Origin of the sequence: Microvirga alba, assembly GCF_015694465.1 — a bacterium.
GTDB classification, from domain to species: Bacteria; Pseudomonadota; Alphaproteobacteria; order Rhizobiales; family Beijerinckiaceae; genus Microvirga; species Microvirga alba.
On record NZ_JADQDO010000002.1, the window covers coordinates 718,465 to 735,337 of the forward strand.

Annotated in this window: 14 protein-coding genes; 3 read left to right on the plus strand and 11 right to left on the minus strand. The window is 63.0% G+C overall.

Annotated features, from left to right (window positions below; all coding sequences use genetic code 11):
• The first annotated feature begins 185 nt into the window (after window positions 1-185).
• On the plus strand, window positions 186-908 hold the full coding sequence (locus tag I2H38_RS07670) for an SIMPL domain-containing protein (RefSeq protein ID WP_196271217.1): 723 nt from the start codon (window positions 186-188) through the stop codon (window positions 906-908).
• Window positions 909-1,147: 239 nt separating this feature from the next.
• Here the strand turns inward: I2H38_RS07670 and ptsN are convergent, their stop codons facing one another.
• The 5 genes from ptsN to I2H38_RS07695 form a co-directional block, all read right to left on the minus strand.
• Window positions 1,148-1,606 carry a PTS IIA-like nitrogen regulatory protein PtsN gene (gene ptsN, locus I2H38_RS07675; RefSeq protein WP_196271218.1) on the minus strand — a complete coding sequence of 153 codons (459 nt, stop codon included), beginning with the start codon at window positions 1,604-1,606 and terminating at the stop codon, window positions 1,148-1,150.
• 80 nt (window positions 1,607-1,686) lie between these two features.
• Window positions 1,687-2,262: a ribosome hibernation-promoting factor, HPF/YfiA family gene (gene hpf, locus I2H38_RS07680; RefSeq protein ID WP_196271219.1), complete on the minus strand. Its 576-nt coding sequence runs from the start codon at window positions 2,260-2,262 to the stop codon at window positions 1,687-1,689.
• 105 nt (window positions 2,263-2,367) lie between these two features.
• Entirely contained in the window at window positions 2,368-3,795 is a 1,428-nt protein-coding gene (gene rpoN / locus I2H38_RS07685) for an RNA polymerase factor sigma-54 (RefSeq protein ID WP_196271220.1), read from the minus strand.
• 132 nt (window positions 3,796-3,927) lie between these two features.
• Window positions 3,928-5,685 (minus strand): metallophosphoesterase family protein, encoded by a 1,758-nt coding sequence (locus I2H38_RS07690; RefSeq protein WP_196271221.1) that lies wholly within the window; start codon window positions 5,683-5,685, stop codon window positions 3,928-3,930.
• Between the two features lie 210 nt (window positions 5,686-5,895).
• Window positions 5,896-9,717 carry an autotransporter domain-containing protein gene (locus tag I2H38_RS07695; RefSeq protein WP_196271222.1) on the minus strand — a complete coding sequence of 1,274 codons (3,822 nt, stop codon included), beginning with the start codon at window positions 9,715-9,717 and terminating at the stop codon, window positions 5,896-5,898.
• A gap of 315 nt (window positions 9,718-10,032) precedes the next feature.
• Here I2H38_RS07695 and I2H38_RS07700 point away from each other — a divergent pair, with 315 nt between their 5' ends.
• Window positions 10,033-10,446 (plus strand): VOC family protein, encoded by a 414-nt coding sequence (locus I2H38_RS07700; protein WP_196271223.1) that lies wholly within the window; start codon window positions 10,033-10,035, stop codon window positions 10,444-10,446.
• A gap of 135 nt (window positions 10,447-10,581) precedes the next feature.
• Here the strand turns inward: I2H38_RS07700 and I2H38_RS07705 are convergent, their stop codons facing one another.
• Entirely contained in the window at window positions 10,582-11,304 is a 723-nt protein-coding gene (locus tag I2H38_RS07705) for a hypothetical protein (RefSeq protein WP_196271224.1), read from the minus strand.
• A 79-nt stretch (window positions 11,305-11,383) separates the two neighbouring features.
• Complete coding sequence (locus I2H38_RS07710) at window positions 11,384-12,442, minus strand: HAD family hydrolase (protein WP_196271225.1); 1,059 nt, start codon at window positions 12,440-12,442, stop codon at window positions 11,384-11,386.
• Window positions 12,443-13,076: 634 nt separating this feature from the next.
• On the opposite strand from I2H38_RS07710, the gene I2H38_RS07715 reads away from it, so the two are divergent.
• The gene (locus tag I2H38_RS07715; protein WP_196271226.1) at window positions 13,077-13,313 is read left to right on the plus strand and encodes a hypothetical protein; all 237 of its coding nucleotides are present in this window, start codon (window positions 13,077-13,079) and stop codon (window positions 13,311-13,313) included.
• 159 nt (window positions 13,314-13,472) lie between these two features.
• On the opposite strand, the gene I2H38_RS07720 is transcribed toward I2H38_RS07715, so the two are convergent.
• The 4 genes from I2H38_RS07720 to I2H38_RS07735 form a co-directional block, all read right to left on the minus strand.
• Entirely contained in the window at window positions 13,473-14,195 is a 723-nt protein-coding gene (locus I2H38_RS07720; RefSeq protein ID WP_196271227.1) for an outer membrane protein, read from the minus strand.
• A 126-nt stretch (window positions 14,196-14,321) separates the two neighbouring features.
• Window positions 14,322-14,759 (minus strand): DUF2141 domain-containing protein, encoded by a 438-nt coding sequence (locus tag I2H38_RS07725; protein ID WP_196271228.1) that lies wholly within the window; start codon window positions 14,757-14,759, stop codon window positions 14,322-14,324.
• A 16-nt stretch (window positions 14,760-14,775) separates the two neighbouring features.
• Entirely contained in the window at window positions 14,776-15,261 is a 486-nt protein-coding gene (locus tag I2H38_RS07730) for a DUF4188 domain-containing protein (protein WP_229426582.1), read from the minus strand.
• A 285-nt stretch (window positions 15,262-15,546) separates the two neighbouring features.
• Window positions 15,547-16,839 (minus strand): flavin monoamine oxidase family protein, encoded by a 1,293-nt coding sequence (locus tag I2H38_RS07735; protein WP_196271230.1) that lies wholly within the window; start codon window positions 16,837-16,839, stop codon window positions 15,547-15,549.
• Window positions 16,840-16,873 lie beyond the last annotated feature (34 nt).

The following is a 16,873-nucleotide window of genomic DNA, read 5'->3' on the forward strand; positions in this document are numbered from 1 at the left end:
CGCCGCTCAGGATCCGTCCCGGATCATAGCAATGGGCCTTCCTGCTCCGCCTCCGGGCGGAGCAGTCGTTTGAGAGCATGATCGGAACAAGCGGGAACCGGTTGTTCGCAAGGACTCATGCGGCAACAAGAAATCGAGAGCTTGATCGTGTTTCAATGGTCAAGCTCCAGGAGATGAAACCAACCATGCGCATCCTTATGGCGGCGGCTTTGGCCGCCTTTACCCTGGCCACCCCCGCCTTTGCCGAAACCGCCCCGCCGCCGGTTGCAACGATCAGCGTGATGGGGACCGGCGAAGTTCAACTCAAGCCCGATTTCGCCCGTATCATGGTGACCGTTGGCACCCAGGCCGACACCGTGGCGGCGGCGGCGAGCGCCAACCGCACCGCGACGGAACGGGTTCTGGCCCGTATCCAGGGCCTCGGGATCAAGAAAGAGGACATCCAGACCGCGAATTTTCAGGTCTTCCAGACCCCGCAGCAGATCGGACCGGACGGCAAGGAGGTGAAGGCTCCGCGCTTCTCGGCCAATCACCAGCTGCGAATCATCACCCGCGACCTTGACGGCGTCGGGCGTCTCGCCGGCGAGCTCCTCGCCAGCGGCGACCTGACCTTCCAATCCGTGAGCTGGAGTCTCGACCGGCAGGAAGAGGGCGGCGACCGGGCCCGCGAGGCCGCCGTGCGCGACGCCAAGCGCCAGGCCGAGGTCTATGCCGGCGCGGCGGGCGTCGGCCTGGGCCGCTTGCTCGAGATCAGGGACGGATCGGCTCAGCCTTATGAGCCGCAGCCCGAGATGCGGATGTCGTTGGCTATGGCCAAGGGTGCGGAAAGCGTGCCGGTCGTGCCCCCGGCGACGATCCGCTACACGGCAAGCGTCCAGCTCGTCTGGGAAATGGCCCCGAAGCCTTGATGTCGTGCCCCTTTTCTAAGGAGCGGACGCCCACTCCCGTCATTCCGGGGCGAGCGAAGCGAGAGCCCGGAACCCATAAACGCTGAGTTTGTCAAAAACCTGCACCGACAGCCGTCGCCTCTCATCCTGACTCGCCAGCGTCTATGGGTTCCGGGCTCCGCTAAGCGGCCCCGGAATGACACTGGTGCACCGGTGTCGACCGGATGGGAATGACGACAAGAAAAGTTGGGCAGGCGGCCTTAAGCCGCCTGCGGCAGCTCGGTCATGATCGCGTAGAGGGCATCCTTTTCCCGCGTCGCGCGGACTCGGTCCACAAGGCCGGGCTCGCGCAAAACCCGGGCGACCCGCGCCAGGGCCTTGAGGTGATCGGCGCCGGCCCCTTCCGGGGCCAGGAGCAGGAAAAGAATATCGACCTGCTGCCCGTCCAGGGCCTCGAAGTCGATGGGCTTCTCGAGTCGCGCCACCAGACCGAAAATCTTGGTCAGGCCCGGGAGCTTGCCGTGCGGAATGGCGATTCCCTCGCCGATTCCGGTCGAGCCAAGGCGCTCGCGTTGCAGAAGGGCCTCGAAGATGGTGCCTTCATCGAGACCGGTGAGACGGGCCGCGTGGGCCGCCAGCTCCTGCAAAGCCTGCTTCTTGCCGTTGACGCGCAACGCCGGCAACACGGCCTGGGAGTCTAGAAAGTCGAGCAAAGGCATCGATCACGCTGCATCTGTTGTGAAGCCGATACGGTCTTGCGCCGTTCCAAGCAATTCTCAGGCCAAAGGGACATGGCCCGTCAAGGTTGGGCCAGCGGCGGATCGACCCATCCGATCGCTCCGTCGCCGCGGCGATATACGACGTTCACGCGTCCGGTGCTAGCGTGGATAAATACGAGGGCCGTCGCGCCCGTCAGATCGAGCCGGATCACCGCGTCACTGACCGACAAGCGGTGCAACGGCTTCGTGGTCTCGGCGATGACGACGGGATGGTAGGCCTCTTCCTCCACGGCTTCGTCTGACGGCGTCTCGAAGACGGAATCGGGAGCCTGAAGGCTGACATTGCGGCCGTTCGACTGGGGCGCGTGCTCCTTGAGTCGCTGCCGGTAGCGGCGCAGGCGTTTTTCGATGCGCTCGGCGGTCTGGTCGAAGCTGGCATAGGCGTCCTGGGCCGCGCCGGTCGCCTCGAGCATCATGCCCGAATCCAGATGGAGCACGCAATCCGTGCGAAAACCCGTGCCGTCACGGGTCACGGTCACATGGCCTGAATAACCTCCGTTGAAATATTTTGTCAGGGCACTGGCCACACGCGCCTCGACCTGGGACCTAAGGGCTTCGCCGATATCGAGATTCTTACCGGATACCCTCAATGTCATATCGACTTCCTCCTGCTTCTTGTTGAGCACCAGTTTCCGAATTTCCTGACGCTACGTCAGATGATGATGTTTCCTGCGCTCAATACAAGCCTCGATCTTTTCGCCTCACACGCGCCCCGCCTGGAACTTCCTCATCCTGCGGCGATCCGCCGATGAGGGAATTTGAAGAATCTCCCGATACTTGGCGACGGTACGCCGGGCGATCTCGATGCCATCGACCTTCAATTTTTGGGCAATTGCATCGTCCGAGAGCACAGCCCCCGGCATTTCCGCCGCGACGAGCTGCTTGATTCGATGGCGCACGGCTTCGGCGGAATGACCGGCTTGGCCGAGGCCGACGGTGAAGAAATACTTCATCGCAATGGACCCCCGCGCCGTGCCGACGGCCTTGTTGGCCACCACGCGCGACACGGTGGATTCATGCATGTCGATTTTTTCCGCCACGTCCTTGAGGGTCAGGGGACGCAGGGCGGCGACGCCCTCACGGAAGAACCCCTCCTGCTGGCGCACGATCTCGGTCGCGACCTTGAGGATCGTCTGTGCCCGCTGGTCGAGGCTGCGGGTAAGCCAGCTTGCGCTTTGCAGGCACTCCGACAGGAAATTCTTATCGGTGGCGTTGCGAACCGATTGCGCGACCCGGGTGTAATAGGAGCGGTCGAGCAGGATGCGGGGCAGGGTATCGGGATTGAGCTCGACGATGAAGCCGCCCTCGGGCGCGGGACGCACCCAGACGTCGGGAATGAGCACATCGACCCGCGTTGGCGCGAAAGCCAGACCGGGCTTCGGCTCGAGACGGCGGATTTCCGCCAGCATGTCGGCGAGGTCTTCCTCATCGACCCCACAGAGGCGTCTGAGGGTCGCAAAGTCACGCTTGGCGACGAGATCGAGGCGGCCGAGGAGAATCTCCATCGCCGGATCGAGACGGTTGCGCTCCTTCAACTGCAGCGACAGGCATTCGGACAGGTTGCGTGCGCCGATGCCGGGCGGATCGAAGCTCTGGATCAGCGCGACCATGCCCTCCACCTGCTGCGGCGCGACCTGGAGCCTCGTGGCGATCTCCGCCACATCGTCGGTCAGGTAGCCCGCCTCGTTGAGGCTGTGGATCAGGTGCTGGCCGATGGCCCGGGCCTGCGGGTCCGCGGTCGCGAGATCGAGCTGCGTTTCGAGATGCTCGGCCAGGCTGACGGAGCGGGCGAGGGTTGCTTCGAGGTCGGCCCCGAGCTCGCTCGCGGCCGCACCTGAAGTGCGCACGGAAGCCCCTGACGCGGCAGTGGGGCTGGGTGCGGGGGTCGGGCGGGGAACGATACGCGGCGTGGTCGGCTCGCTGGCGGCGCTTGGTTTTGCCGGGGAGGCGCGTGCGGCCGCGCTCCGGCCTTCGGCTTCCTGCAGCAAGGGATTGCGCTCAAGCTCCGCTTCCACATAGGCGGCAAGCTCGAGATGGGAGAGCTGCAGGAGCTTGATGGATTGAAGCAATTGGGGAGTCATGACCAGGGATTGCCCCTGACGAAGCTCCAGCCGTTGCATTGAATTCATGACGGCATCCAGCAAACCTCTGCGTGGTCGGACCACGCCCTGTTAGGTGTACTGCGCCATCCGCCCGCCGTCAAAAGGCAAGGAGCCTGACCGCATGGCAAAAATCTTGCCGGACAATCGTAGCAGCTGCGTTCACGACGCGGCCGTTTCACCGGCAATGTCGACCCGCTCGGGAGGCATCATACAGAGCCGTCCGCCGGAATCCGCGCCCAGCGTGTGCAGGTAGAAATGCGTCGGTGCGTCGTTTTTCGCCTCCATGACGGGCGACGGGGCCGAGACGATGCGGATGCCGCCGCATTCGCCGATCCAGTCGATGTGGCGATGGCCGTGCATCGCGACGGCGCGGCCTTCAAGTGGCCGGAGCTGACGCAGAAACCAGCTGCCGTTGATCAAAGCCGTCCCGATCCGCTCCGAGAAGGCTTTCGCGGGCTTCGGATATTCCACGAGATGATGGTGGAGCGCCACGACCCAACGGGCTCGGGGGAATTGGCAAATAACGGCCGCGAGACCATGCGCTTGCTCGGCCGGGACGAGGCCGAGGGCGTTCGTGAAGGAGAAATGCGTCTCGGCGTTCGAGTTCAGCAGCACCACGCCAAGCCCGTCGTCTGAGCTGGGCTGCAACACCATCGGAAAGGCCTCGGCCCAAATTTTCGCCAGGCCAGACGAGAGGCGCATCGTCCCCGCATCCGCGAAGGCGGCGATCGCGGCGCGGTGTGGCGCTAGCGCGACCGAGAGCGTGTCCCCGAGTTGTCCGCTCGTAGGATCGACAACCCGGACGCGATCCCCCTGCACCGCGGCGATGGCCGAGAGCGCGCGCATCTGGCGCAGCCGCTTGCCGGGGCTCAGCGGAAGATCGAGACGCGCCGGATTGGCGCGATCGACCACATTCACATCATGATTGCCGGGGAGCAAAAGCATCCGCTCCGCGAGCCGCGGATGGCGGTCGAGCGCCGTGAAAAACTCCGCCCATTCGGCGGAGCGGCCGGCATCCGTCACGTCGCCGGTAACGAGAATGATATCGATTGGATTGTTCGCGTGGATCTCATCCAGTCGGGCAAGAACACGGGCCAATCGATTGTTCCCGCGCGGGCCGCCGCGCCCGCTCTCGATACGAAACCCGTAACGCTCGCCCACCACATGGAGGTCCGAGAGGTGAGCGATGCGCCATGTTGGACGGCCCGACGGCAGGGCGAAGCTCGCCAGGTCGCGAGGTTGCTGCATCGTGGCGTCGGCGATGCCCCAGAGAAGAGCGGCAACCGCCGAATAGGAGCCCAGCAGGACGATGGTGTTCGCAAGCGCCGGCACGATGAGTCGGTGCGGGGTCGTGAGATCGACGACCTCGCCGATCCAGCGTGACGATGGCCAGGCCAAAGCGGCGGCGCACAAACCGAATCCGCAGGCCACGAATCCGGCACCGAGCGCCGTGGCGGCGCGCAGGCGCTCCAGCCGCCGCGCATCAACTTTTGGCGCCAGCCTGAGCTCGACCAGATGCCGCAACCCTTCGCGACAGAGGGCATAGCCTGGCTGAACGGCGAGGGAGTTCAGGGACCAGAAGCCGCGCTCTGCCGCCCGGACGAGCGGCCGACCGCCCAGCCATCCGAATCCGACAGCCAGTGCGAGAAGAGTAAAGGCCCACACTCCCCCGAGCGATGCCGCAAATGCCCGGGAAAGAGACCCAAACCACGCGGAGACGATCAAGGGAGCAATGCCGAGCAGGATCCCCGGCAGAATGATCAGAACAATCCAGGCCAGTGCGAGCCTCGGCAGGTTGACTTCGGCGAGCAGGCTTCCGGCGATGGCAAGGAGCGACCGCTGCTTCGTGCTGGAGGTGTCATCCTCCACATCACCGAGGCGCGGGTCGATGATGGGATTGTCGATGATGGGATTCATGGGACCGCGGGCCTGCCCAGAACCAAGCCACCTGCGACCGAGTTCCGTGGGTTGGCGCTCGCTCATTTCAGGCCTTCCGCCGGACGAGGGCGTCCGCAACGTGATCCCGGAAACACAAAGCAGGCAACGTCTTCGTGGGACGTCACATACGCCAGGCCAAGATAGTCCATTTTCTGTTGTGAGTCATACGCGCTCGTCGCTGCGCGCCATTCAGAACCGCGAGGTGAAATTCGCCTTCAACCCGTGATCCTGAGCGCGCGGTCCGATCTGGCCGGAATAAGCCATGCCCAGGCTCGTGGTCCTGCCGGCCTGCCAGTTGAGCTCCGCTTCCGCGACCAGCGCATTCCGGTCGATGGGTGTGCCCGACACCGCAAAGGCCGACGCGCCTCCCGCAAAGGCCAATAGAGCGTCGGGCTCCACATCGCCATAGGCTCGCCGCCAGCCCACGAGGCCCCGCAGGGCCAGCGGAAGGCTCTTGTCCAGGCGAGCCTCGGCGCGCACGCCCATGGTCGTCGTGGCGAGGTCGTAGTCCCGCGCGAGACCCGTGAGCGCCGCATCCCCACCGTTCTCGACAAAGCGGTTCGTGTGCAGGCGCAGCACGGAAGCGCCGAGGAAGGGCTCGATTTGCATGCGGGCGACATCGAAGCGATAGCCCACCTCGCCAAAAGCCTGCACCGTCGAGCCATCGTAGGAGGCGCTCGTCTGATCGGAGAAGCCGGGGAAGGTGATGGTTCGCTGGGTATCGATGTCGTGACCCGCGTACGAGGCGCCGAGCCGCAGGTTGACCGCCCGCCACTGCGTCGAGCCGTAGAGCGCTCCAAAGATGCTCTCGTTCGCCCCCGAGGACAGGCGGCCGTCGACATCGAAGGAGGTCCGCGTGAGGCCGCCCGCGAACCCGATGCGGTATTTCTGGTTGAGGGTGGCATCGGCCCCAAGGACGAACCCGCCGGTGGATTCCTCGAGCGTCGCGGCATTGCCGTTCCCGCGCGTCCGGCTCCAGGAGCCGAAGCCCTCGCCCCAGATGTCGAAGCGGTTGGGATCGACGACCGGCACCACCACCGCCACGGGATACGCGCCCATCCAGGGCCGATCTGCGGCGAAGGTCTCTCCGTAGAAGCCTTGAACGAAACGCGCGGGGTTTCCGTATAGCGGCTGGCGCAGGCGGGACAGGATGGCGTTCTGCATCAGCCGGGCATCGCCATAGGCGGAGGTGACGGCTGAGGCGTGCGCCTCGCCCGACAACGCATCGAAGGCCAGACGGGCGCCGGGCAGGCTTGAGCCCAGGACGGTGTCGTAGAGCCGGTTTCCGGCTCCGAGCGCCTCGATCCCGGCAGCAGTTCGATACTGGTTCCTCGTCAGCGCCGCCGACGAGAACGAATCCGCCTTGCGCCGCAGCGTCAAAGTCACGGCGTCCTCGGTATAACCGAGCGTCGGCGTCACAAAGGCGAAGTCGGCGCTCGACGTTCCCTCAAAGGTCCCGGAAACGCCGCCGGAAGCCGTCAGGATGAAGTAGGGACTATCGGCGCGAAAGATCGCTCCCCGATCGGGCAGAACGTTCACGATGCCCCCGGACAAGATCGCCTGCCCCGTGGCGGCAATGCGGTCGGATTGGCCGGCGGCGTTGGCCTCGAACGCGTAAACAGACCCTTGAAGGAAACGCACATTGCCGGCGACATGGAGCGTGCCGATGCTCGCGTTGCCGGGGGCGATCATTGAGCCGCTCTGCGCCGTCAAGCCGCCGATCGTTCCGCTCCCCGACAGGACCGCGCCGCCGGCGACCGTGACAGCGGAATTGGCGAGCGAACCATTGACTGCGAGCTGCCCCGCTTGAACGAAGGTGGGACCGGACAGGGAGCTGAAGCCCGTCAGATCGAGCAGCCCGATCCCGGTTTTCTTGAGCGCGCCCGATCCCGTCAGCGGCGCCGAGAGAGAGATGGTCGGATTCGGCGTATCGAGCGTGCCGCCGGACGGGCCGACTTCAACGAGAGAGACATTGACCGGCCCCGCCAGGGACCAGGTTCCGAGATCGAGGGTAAGGCGCTGAATACCGTCGAGGCCGCCGGTCAAACGGGAGCCGCCCCGCAAAACGACGCTCGTATATCCGGATGTCCTTGTCTCGCGATCCAAAAGATTTCCGGTCGCTTCACTGCCGTCGAGCGTCAACGTGACAATGCCGTCTTGGCCATTGTCACCGCGCGCCACGTTGAGAAGACTTCCGACTCCGAGAAGATTGGAACCGCGGATGTCGAAAGTCGCCCTCTGACCAGCCAGATCGAAGGCGGCGTCGAACATCGACGCGCCGCTCGTTACCGAAGAATTGCCGATGGCGACCGACGCATTGCCGATGGTTTTCACGCCCGCGCCGCTGCTATTGATGCGGCTTCCTTCAAGCTCCAGCGACGCCGCCGTTACGTACATGCCTGCGCTCCCTGCGCCGGTGGTCGTCACGGAAACATTGCTGGCCGAGAGTGCGCCGCCATAAGTCGCGGCGAGGCCCGGTGCTTGTACGCCGGAAGTCTTGATCGCGCCGCCGATGAGCGAAATCGTGCCGCGTCCGTCGGCGAGAGCAGCCGCGATTCCGTCCGCCTTCGTCGCCGCATCGGTCCGTCCAGTCACAAGACTGCCGAGACCGAAGGCATAAATCGCCTCCCCGGTCCCGCTCGTTTCAACGGAGCCGCCGAGCAGACGCACCGTGCCGCCCGACAGCGCGGCGATACCCGCAGCGCCCTGGCCTGAGGTCGTCACCTGTGCCGCGCTCTCGACAACGCTGTCATTGCCGATGGAGCGGATTCCCTGAGCGTATGCTCCGGCGGTTGCGATCGTGCCGCCCGTCAGGGAGACGAAGCCCGCGTTGACCGCCTGCGCGCCATAGGACGCCTGACCCGATGTGCTGACATTCGCGCGGCCTGTGATGGAACTTCTGGTTCCATTCGACAGGAGACCCGCTGCGGACGCTCCTGAAGTGGTGACCGAAGCGTCTCTGAGAATGACGGAGCCGCCCGCATCGGCGAATGCGCCGGCAGCGTCGTTGCCGCTTGTTCGAACGGATCCTGCGCTCTTGATCTGTGAACCAGCGCCGGTGGATAACAGGCCGTGCGATCTGGCTCCGCTGGTCGAGATCAGCCCTCCCGCCTGCTCCGTGAAACCGGAGAATCGCGCAAGGACGCCGACGGAATCCGCTCCGCTCGTGAACGTATCGGCCGATGAGGTAATCCGCGTGCCGATCCCTTCCGAAAGAAGCCCGGCGGCGGACGCGCCGGAGGTCGAAATCGTCCCTGCCATCAGGTTGAGCGCGCCGCCCCCTTGAGCGAAAGCGCCATGACTGTAATCCGCCGTCGTCGTGACATTGATCGCGCTTCGAATCGAGCTCCCGATGCCGAAGGCATAAAGGCCGTATCCCGCGATGCCCGATACGTTGATCGTTCCGCCATTGAGGACAATAACGCCGCCGTTGGTCGCAGCCGCGCCATTCGCGTTGGGGCCGGAAACCATAATGATGGCGCGACTGTCGATTTTGCTGTCGTTGCCGTCCGCCAGCAGACCATAAGCCGAAGAGCCTGACGTCCGCAGGAGCCCGCCGGTCAAGTTGACGATGCCGCCGGCCCGCGCGAATACCGCGTGAGCTTCGTCTCCCGTCGTCGTCGCATCCGTGCTGCTCGTCACGCTGCTGCCGGCGCCAAACGCATAGAGCCCCAAGGCCGATCGGCCGACAGTGTTTATCGAGCCGAAGGCCAGATCAATCGCCCCGGCCTGTTCGGCGAGGGCGCCATGCGCATAGTCGCCTGTGGTGGTGATGACGCTCGGCCCACCCTGAACCTGACCGCCGTCATGGGCCCGCAGAGCGGGTTGGGAATTGGTGGTGACCGAGGCAGGGACAGATTTCGTCTCGCCGGAACCGGCGTCGATCTGTTGCGCCTGCGCGTAGGAAGGATACGTGAGGACAAAAACGTTGGCGGAAATAGCGGACAGAAAATTCAGTCGCACGGAACGGGCGGCGCAACGATGTTTCTTGTCCTTGCGGCCCCTCAGCATCGAATCACTGTTTATTCCTGTGCCCTGACGCGGGAGCATTGTCGTTCAGTGAATTAACAGATCATTAAGGTTAATAAAATTCTAATTTTGTTGTTTTTGTTAGTTAAATCATCACTCGACCGATCAAGGACGTTGCGGAAGCGCATCGTCGTTGCATCGCTTGGGAGCGTTCAAGACGAGTAAAAGCCCCCATGTTGCAGCTGTTGCTTTCGGGCAGGTCCTTGATCAACCTGACGTTCTCACTTCCAGGCTGCGTTTCGCGGCGGATCTGAATACCGTTTTGCAGGTGAGCATTTTCACGCAGGAGAACCCTCAATGCCGCGTCTGAACGGAGTTCTTGAAACGGCCTTGTATGCGGATGAACTTCCCCGGGCGCGGGCCTTCTACGAGACGGTCTTGCAGCTCAAGCCCCTCTTTGCCGATCAACGGCTCTGCGCCTACGGCGTTGCGGGACGCAGCGTTCTTCTGTTGTTTCAACGGGGCGCCTCGACCGAACCCACGGAGCTCCCCGGCGGCACCATCCCTCCCCATGACGGAAGCGGGCCCCAGCACATCGCGCTGGCGGTGGATGCGGATGAACTCGATGCGTGGGAGGAGCGTCTGACAACTCACGGCGTCGCAATCGAGGGACGCACGAGCTGGATGAGAGGCGGCAAGAGCATCTATTTCCGCGATCCCGATGGCCACCTTCTGGAACTCGCGACGCCGGGGCTATGGCAAATCTACTGAGAGGCGGCGTTGTCCGGCGAAGACGTCACCCGTGGTTGGTCAGCCTCGCGCCGCAAGAAAGCAATCATCTGATCGACTCGATTGCGGCTGCATCTCTGACAATTCGGGCGAGCCCTGTTCGAACAGGCCGGAGCCTTAGGGCTTCAACTCCCATGCCTTGAGTTTCTTGCGGGCTGTTCCGAAATCGCCGAGCTGGTAAACGGACGCTCCCGAGGGCGAGAACGTGAACGCGTCGAACGGTTCGGAGATCATCGTCTTCAGGTAATCCCGGGAGGCGATGCCGACGGTGACGTGCGGATTGAAATTCTTGCCGGTTGCCTTCGGAACGAACGCTGCGACATAGTCGATCGTCGGCTTGTTGATACCGGGTTCCGCCGGCGTGGTCACGAATGCCGCGGCACTGCCCGTTTTTGTCGTGAAAGGGGCAACTGCGTCGATCAATTCTTGTTGCAGCCGAAGCAGATCGTCCGTCGGCTCGACGACGATCCCCGCAAGGCCAATGTTCTTCCAGGGAATGTCATAGTATTTGGTCGCCTTTAGGTTCCAGCTGGCCGCCTTCTCGTTGGCCAGAATCCTGTCGACTGCGGCGTAGACTTTATCGAGGTCTGATGTGTGTACGTATCGCTGCAGGATCGAGATGTGCGGGTGGTGCGTCGCGCCCAGAGCGAAGCCCTTTGGAAAAACTTTGAGCAGGCGGGCGTTGACGGCCTCGGCCCGCTGAATCATCGTCGCGTCCGGTTCAAGCGCGATGTCGATAGCCGTCAAGGAATTTGGCTTCGTGCTGGCTCCCTCCGCATAACCGAGCATCGATGCCAGGCCGATGCCGAGCGCCACCAGGACCTTCATTGATCGAAGCATATGAAACTCCTGTCGTCGGCAACCCGCCCGCCGCGACTCGCGCTGCGTATCCAAGAGCTGCGCATCCAAGACAAGACGGCTAATCGAACGGAAAGATCCGCTTCCAGTCGTTCTTCATGCTGATGACCGGCCAGCTGTTCTTCTTTGCTTCGTCGTAGAGCGCCTGGGTGAAGGTGCCGATCTTGCTGGCGGGCAGGCCCGTTGCCGGGCCGTAGGCATATTCGCGCGCAGCGTCGTCGTGCAGCACGAGCATGTTCAGCCGCGTGCCCGCGCCTGCTGCGGTCCATTCCAGCATCTGCCGGTCGCCGACCGAGTTGCCGAACGCCGCAAAGGGCCGCCGACCGATGATGAGGTGAATGCCTTCGGGCTTGCCCGCGTGGTCATCGTTGAGCAGCAGCTTCGGCTCCTTGGTCAGGAACGGCTTGCCGTCCTTGGCATAGCCGAATTTCGTCCCGCCCACGCTGCCGACCACCTGCTCGGGTGGAATACCGTAGACCTGCTCGGAATAAACGCGCACGAAATCCTGCCCGCCGCCGGTCACGATGTAAGTCTTGTAGCCGTTGTCGCGGAAAGCGCGCAGCACTTCGAGCATCGGTTGATAAACCAGCTCGGTATAGGGGCGCTTCCAGCGCGGATGCCGGGCGGTCGCGAGCCACTTTTTTACATCGGCCTCGAAATCCTCCACGCTCATGCCGGTGAGCGTCGCGGCGAGGATTTTTTCGAGATCCGGCAGCGAAAGCTTCGCCATCGCCTCCCGGTTGCCGGAGAGAACGGTCTTGAAGGGTTCGACTGATTTGAGTTCCGGCTTTTCCGCGACCACGGCCGGGACGCGGTCGAGGCAATAAGCGACCTGCGTATAGATCGGATGCTCCACCCAGAGCGTGCCGTCCTGGTCGAACACGGCGATCCGCTCCTCCGGGGCGACATAGCCAGGGCTTGCGCGGTCGGTCGTGGTGCGCACGAAGTCGAGAATCGCCTGCTTCGCCGCACCGTCGTTCCACGACGGCAACGGCTCAGCCGGGGTCTGCGCGGGCGCAAAGGCGGGAAGGAGTGTTCCGGACAAGGCCGGAATCGCCGCCGCGCCCAATAGCAGCGCGCGGCGGCTGATGCCGTAAGAGGCTTTCGGTGCCATGGTCATGGGCGGCGACCTTTATGACAGAACGAACCATCGGCGCGCGACGCCGCCTCGAACACAGTTCAAATGTGCCTGCCGCGCATGGCGCGGGCGCTGACAAAAATCAAAGGCGTTGGGAGTTCCATGAGGTGCAGCTTGCACCGGAAGTGGCCGCCACCGAGCGGTTCACCGGCTATGGTCCCAGACAATCGCAAGGTCGATGTCGGCCCAAGCGGAAATTTCGCTAAATCGAGTACCAGCTGATCGAGTTCGTCGACCCGGCAACTCGGATGATTTTCCTAGAAAGAAATAGGCCAGCAAAGCGAGTCAGCAAATTACAAATCAAACTCCAAGAAAGTACGAAGCTGAACAGTTTCCGTTGAGTTCTTGATGCCAAGCTGGGGCTATCTGCTAGGATCAAGGCTAAGTTTAATGCGAGTGAAGTAATCTACGCCTTTCGAGTTAGATTTTCAGCCGATCTCAATCTAAAATTTAGAAACATACTTCCCTTTGGCATTTTGCGAATAGCGGTTCTAAGAGCAGGATTGGGTGCTTTCTACTTCTTGGGATGATTCTTATGCGCCCTTGGACAAAAATTCTTATCAGCGCGGCCGCGTTCTGTGCTCTGAGTGGCTCATATGCTTTGCCAGCCCAAGCCATGGGGAAATGGCACCGCTCATGGGTATCGTGGGGTGACCACGGCAGCCAAGGCGGCAATGGCGGTGGCGGCCAGGGCAGCCAAGGCGTCGGGCAAGGGGGCTCTAACGGCAGCGGGCACAGCGGGTCGAGCAGGGGCGCTCCTGGACCGGTTGCCGGCGCTGGCCTGCCCTTCCTGCTGATCGCAGGCGGGTATGCTCTGCTTCGCCGCTACCGCAACATCAGCAAAGCGGAATAACTAATTGCTGCCTTTTGCTGAGGCTGCGGCTGATCGAGTTCGAAGAAATGAAACGGCCCGCCATCGATGCGTCAGAAGCCCCAGCGGTTCGCGATGGCAGCCCAAAAGGCTCGCGAGCCGGTCGGGTCATCGGAACGCCGCATCGGCTCTTATCAGACCCTAGAAATGATAGTTCACTCCGCCTCGAACGAGATTGGTCTTCAAATGGCTGGTCTCGGTTATGGTGGTTGCCGCAGCGGGCGACCAGGTCTTGGTTGTTTCGCCAAACCCGAGGTGGAGACCCTCGATTTTCGCGCTCCATCCAGGCGCGAGCATCACCTCCACGCCACCGCCGAGAACCCATCCATTCTTGAGCTCGTTCCAGCTCGCGCTTGCAGCGCCAATGGGTGCAACGGCAACGGCCTTGGTTTCGAGCCTCGCATACGCATAACCGCCCGTCACATAGGCAAGCCAGTTTCCCGCACTATACCCGAGACGACCACGCACGGTTCCGAACCAGGAAAGATCCTGAGTGTAGCTCGCGTCGATCGCCGCGCCACAGAAGCCGGTTGGACAAGTCGCGGCCTTTCTTCCGTGGCCACCCGCCAACTGGAAATCAGTCTCCGCGCCGAGGACAATCGCTCCCGCTTGCCAGTCGTAGCCGGCGCCGATGCCACCGATCAGGCCAGAGAACCGGTTCGGCACAGCTCCGAAAACCGGGCCATGATTATAGCGAAAATCCGAGGTCGCTTTTGAAAAGCCGCCCCCGGCATTGATTCCGAGATGGAAACCAGACCAGAGAGGAGTTGGATCGAAGATCGGGTTTGCCGCCGGTGACGCGACATCTGCAGCCAGCGCGCTTCCACCGACCGCGGTAAACGCGAGAATCCCTGCGGAGAGCAACAGCCCTTGCTTCCTAGCTCCTGCCTTTCGTCGGACCAATTTTGCCCCCTTGTCGTTTGAAGTTTCGTAAGAGTTTGCCAGACAATGCTTGTTGGGATGGTCCGGTCCTGAAAACCGGAGCCGCGCTCAGTATTTCATCTCGATCTGGATGTTGACCGGCTTTGCGTTCACCGGGAAAGAGGCGCTCGAAAAGCTCGGCGGACCAAATGTGATCGATGGGTTGCGGGAGAAGCCAACCCCCTGCTTGGGTTGCCCGAACAACCCGGTTTCCAGTGTCTTCTCGTTGTTCTGCGCGTGAAAAACGGCAATTGCGTAGGATCCGTCAGGAACGGAATTGAAAGCGCAATGAGCCTTCCCGGCATTGATATTGCTGACGACTTCGCGCAGTTCGCGTCCGGGCACCCGGAACCCATCAGCGGAGGCGAACAAACCACAGCGGATAACGCCGACGTCGTTGCGCAAACCGTTGATGTTGACATTGATCGGGCCGGCATAGGCACAGGCTGGAGCAGTGAGAGCGAGGAGCGTCCCGAATACTTGAACCAGGCACGAATGAGCGCGCATGGAAGGTTCCTTCATCTCAATGCCCATTTCGGTAAAGCTCGTCTTCCGACACTGGAGCGGGAGAGCTTGCTTGCCCGTCGCGCGCTGCCCGTAATCGTGCGGAAAACATAGATCCCTTCGCGGGTGCTTCCGGCGCGAATTTTCGAAGTCCTAGTTGCGCCGGCACGTTGACCGATACGGTCTCCATTCCCCCCTGCATGAAATACGCTTCGTGCCAGAAGCCGGTCCCTTTCGGGTCTCTGAGGAACGTTTGCCACCACTGACGGTGGGGTTCGCTTCTTGCCCAGGTCTCAAGGCTCTCGAAGCTCCGCCAATACTGACGCATCCCGATATGGAGAGGAAAAAGGGAATAGATGATGTTATCGTGTGCCAGCAGGCCATCCGGCGGATTGTCGGCAACGGCCCAGATTTTAGGTCCGAACCGGAGCAGTGTCGGCACCCCGCGAAGTGTATTCACCCGCATCCCGAGATAAAGAACGACCAGATCAGGATAGTCCGCCAAATTGACGGTACATCGGTCCATTTCTTCGCTGCCCCTTTGGCGGGAATGGATTAATATTCTTATTTTGTAGTTCGGACCATTGCAGGGGAATTTACGTTAGGTCAACCCCGCGTGCGTGAGGGGTCCTTGGCACGTGATGTCTGGTTTCGCCGAACGGCATGACAGCTGTGAGCTTCCGCGCATGGCAAAACCGGACCGTATCCGCCGCCCCAGGTCACGAACGGACGTAGAGCAAATCTTTCCAAAGACCTCCCCGGGCATTCCCGCTCAATGCGCCAAGCCCTCTCAGGCCCGCGTCTTCAGCCGTTCCACAATCTCCCCCGCCGCCCGCGCGCCTTCTTCCCACGCGCCTCCGGCAGTGCCCCATTGGGCGCGCGATAGCGCCTCGCCCGCAAACCAGATCCGCTCGCCGACCGACTCTTTCAGTTGGTCGCGGACAGCCACAAGTCCCGGCGGCACCACGGCCCAGGAAGCGCGCGACCACGGGTCGTGCCGCCAGGTCGTGCTGCGGCAAACGTTTAAGTTGCGGATAGCCTTGTGCCCGAAATGCTCGGCCAGAACCGCCCGCGCGAAGCGTCCCGGCGCATCGGCGTCCCGGTGGTCGAGGAGGGCGGCTGTGGGCTGGTCGAGCTCGAAGAAATGAAACGGCCCGCCATCGATGCGCGTCAGAAGCCCCGGCGGTTCGCGGTGCTTGCCGACGAGGCTCGCCAGCCGGTCCGGCCCGCGAAACGGCGAATCCGGCCAATGCAGGACGACGTGCTCGTAGACCCCTTGCGCGAAGCCGTAGATCGCCGCCGCGACCGGCTGCGGCAGGGCGGGGGCGAAACGGATCACGTCCTTCTGCAACAGGGCCATCGGCGTCGTTACGATGACGGCCTTTGCGTGCAGCGTCCCGGCTGAACTCTCCACCCGCACGCCCTGTCCCGACCAGTCGAGGGCATGGACGGCGGTGCCGAGCCGGATCGGCAGGCCTTTGCCGAGACGCGCGATATAGGCCCCGAGGCCGCCGGCAATGAAGAGGTTGTCGGCATATTCCATGCTCGGAAAATCGTGCAGGCTCACCTCGTCGAGCGGGCGGCCCGAGATGAGACCGTGGATCGCGGCGACGCGCGGGCCAAAGCGCCCGAGCGGCGGCAGCACCTTTCCGGCGGGCTGGTCCTCAGGCGCACGGGCCGCTTGCGTCAGGGCCCGGTCGGCAATGGCGAAGGCCCGGCCGAACGCCTCGCTCTCGGAGAGGCTCGCCTGCCGCCCCTTGATGAAGAGACGCCCCTCCACCGGCGCGCGGCGAAGCAGCTCGCCCCGTTCGCGCCCGAGTTTCACCAACGGATTGATCGGCCCGGCATGAAGCCAATGGGCCCCGAGATCGACGGGATGGCCGCTCAACGAAACCGTCAGGGTGCGGCCGCCGATGCGGTGCCGCGCTTCGAGCATGCTCACGCTCAGGCCCGCCGCGAGAAGCCGCCGCGCAGCGCTGATGCCGGCCGAACCCGCGCCGACGATCACCACGTCGGGGTCTTGCGACAGCTTGGCAGGGTGCACAGCCTCCTCCACCCCTCGTCTTGCGGCGAGGTCAATCATAAGTAATGTCCGCCCTTCATGTCAGGAGAGTTCA

Excerpts from the sequence above, each read along its gene's own strand:
- I2H38_RS07670 (WP_196271217.1), top strand. The coding sequence starts at position 186 with ATGCGCATCCTTATGGCGGCGGCTTTGGCCGCCTTTACCCTGGCCACC.
- ptsN (WP_196271218.1), bottom strand. The coding sequence starts at position 1,606 with ATGCCTTTGCTCGACTTTCTAGACTCCCAGGCCGTGTTGCCGGCGTTG.
- hpf (WP_196271219.1), bottom strand. The coding sequence starts at position 2,262 with ATGACATTGAGGGTATCCGGTAAGAATCTCGATATCGGCGAAGCCCTT.
- rpoN (WP_196271220.1), bottom strand. The coding sequence starts at position 3,795 with ATGAATTCAATGCAACGGCTGGAGCTTCGTCAGGGGCAATCCCTGGTC.
- I2H38_RS07690 (WP_196271221.1), bottom strand. The coding sequence starts at position 5,685 with ATGAATCCCATCATCGACAATCCCATCATCGACCCGCGCCTCGGTGAT.
- I2H38_RS07695 (WP_196271222.1), bottom strand. The coding sequence starts at position 9,717 with ATGCTGAGGGGCCGCAAGGACAAGAAACATCGTTGCGCCGCCCGTTCC.
- I2H38_RS07700 (WP_196271223.1), top strand. The coding sequence starts at position 10,033 with ATGCCGCGTCTGAACGGAGTTCTTGAAACGGCCTTGTATGCGGATGAA.
- I2H38_RS07705 (WP_196271224.1), bottom strand. The coding sequence starts at position 11,304 with ATGCTTCGATCAATGAAGGTCCTGGTGGCGCTCGGCATCGGCCTGGCA.
- I2H38_RS07710 (WP_196271225.1), bottom strand. The coding sequence starts at position 12,442 with ATGACCATGGCACCGAAAGCCTCTTACGGCATCAGCCGCCGCGCGCTG.
- I2H38_RS07715 (WP_196271226.1), top strand. The coding sequence starts at position 13,077 with ATGGGGAAATGGCACCGCTCATGGGTATCGTGGGGTGACCACGGCAGC.
- I2H38_RS07725 (WP_196271228.1), bottom strand. The coding sequence starts at position 14,759 with ATGCGCGCTCATTCGTGCCTGGTTCAAGTATTCGGGACGCTCCTCGCT.
- I2H38_RS07735 (WP_196271230.1), bottom strand. The coding sequence starts at position 16,839 with ATGATTGACCTCGCCGCAAGACGAGGGGTGGAGGAGGCTGTGCACCCT.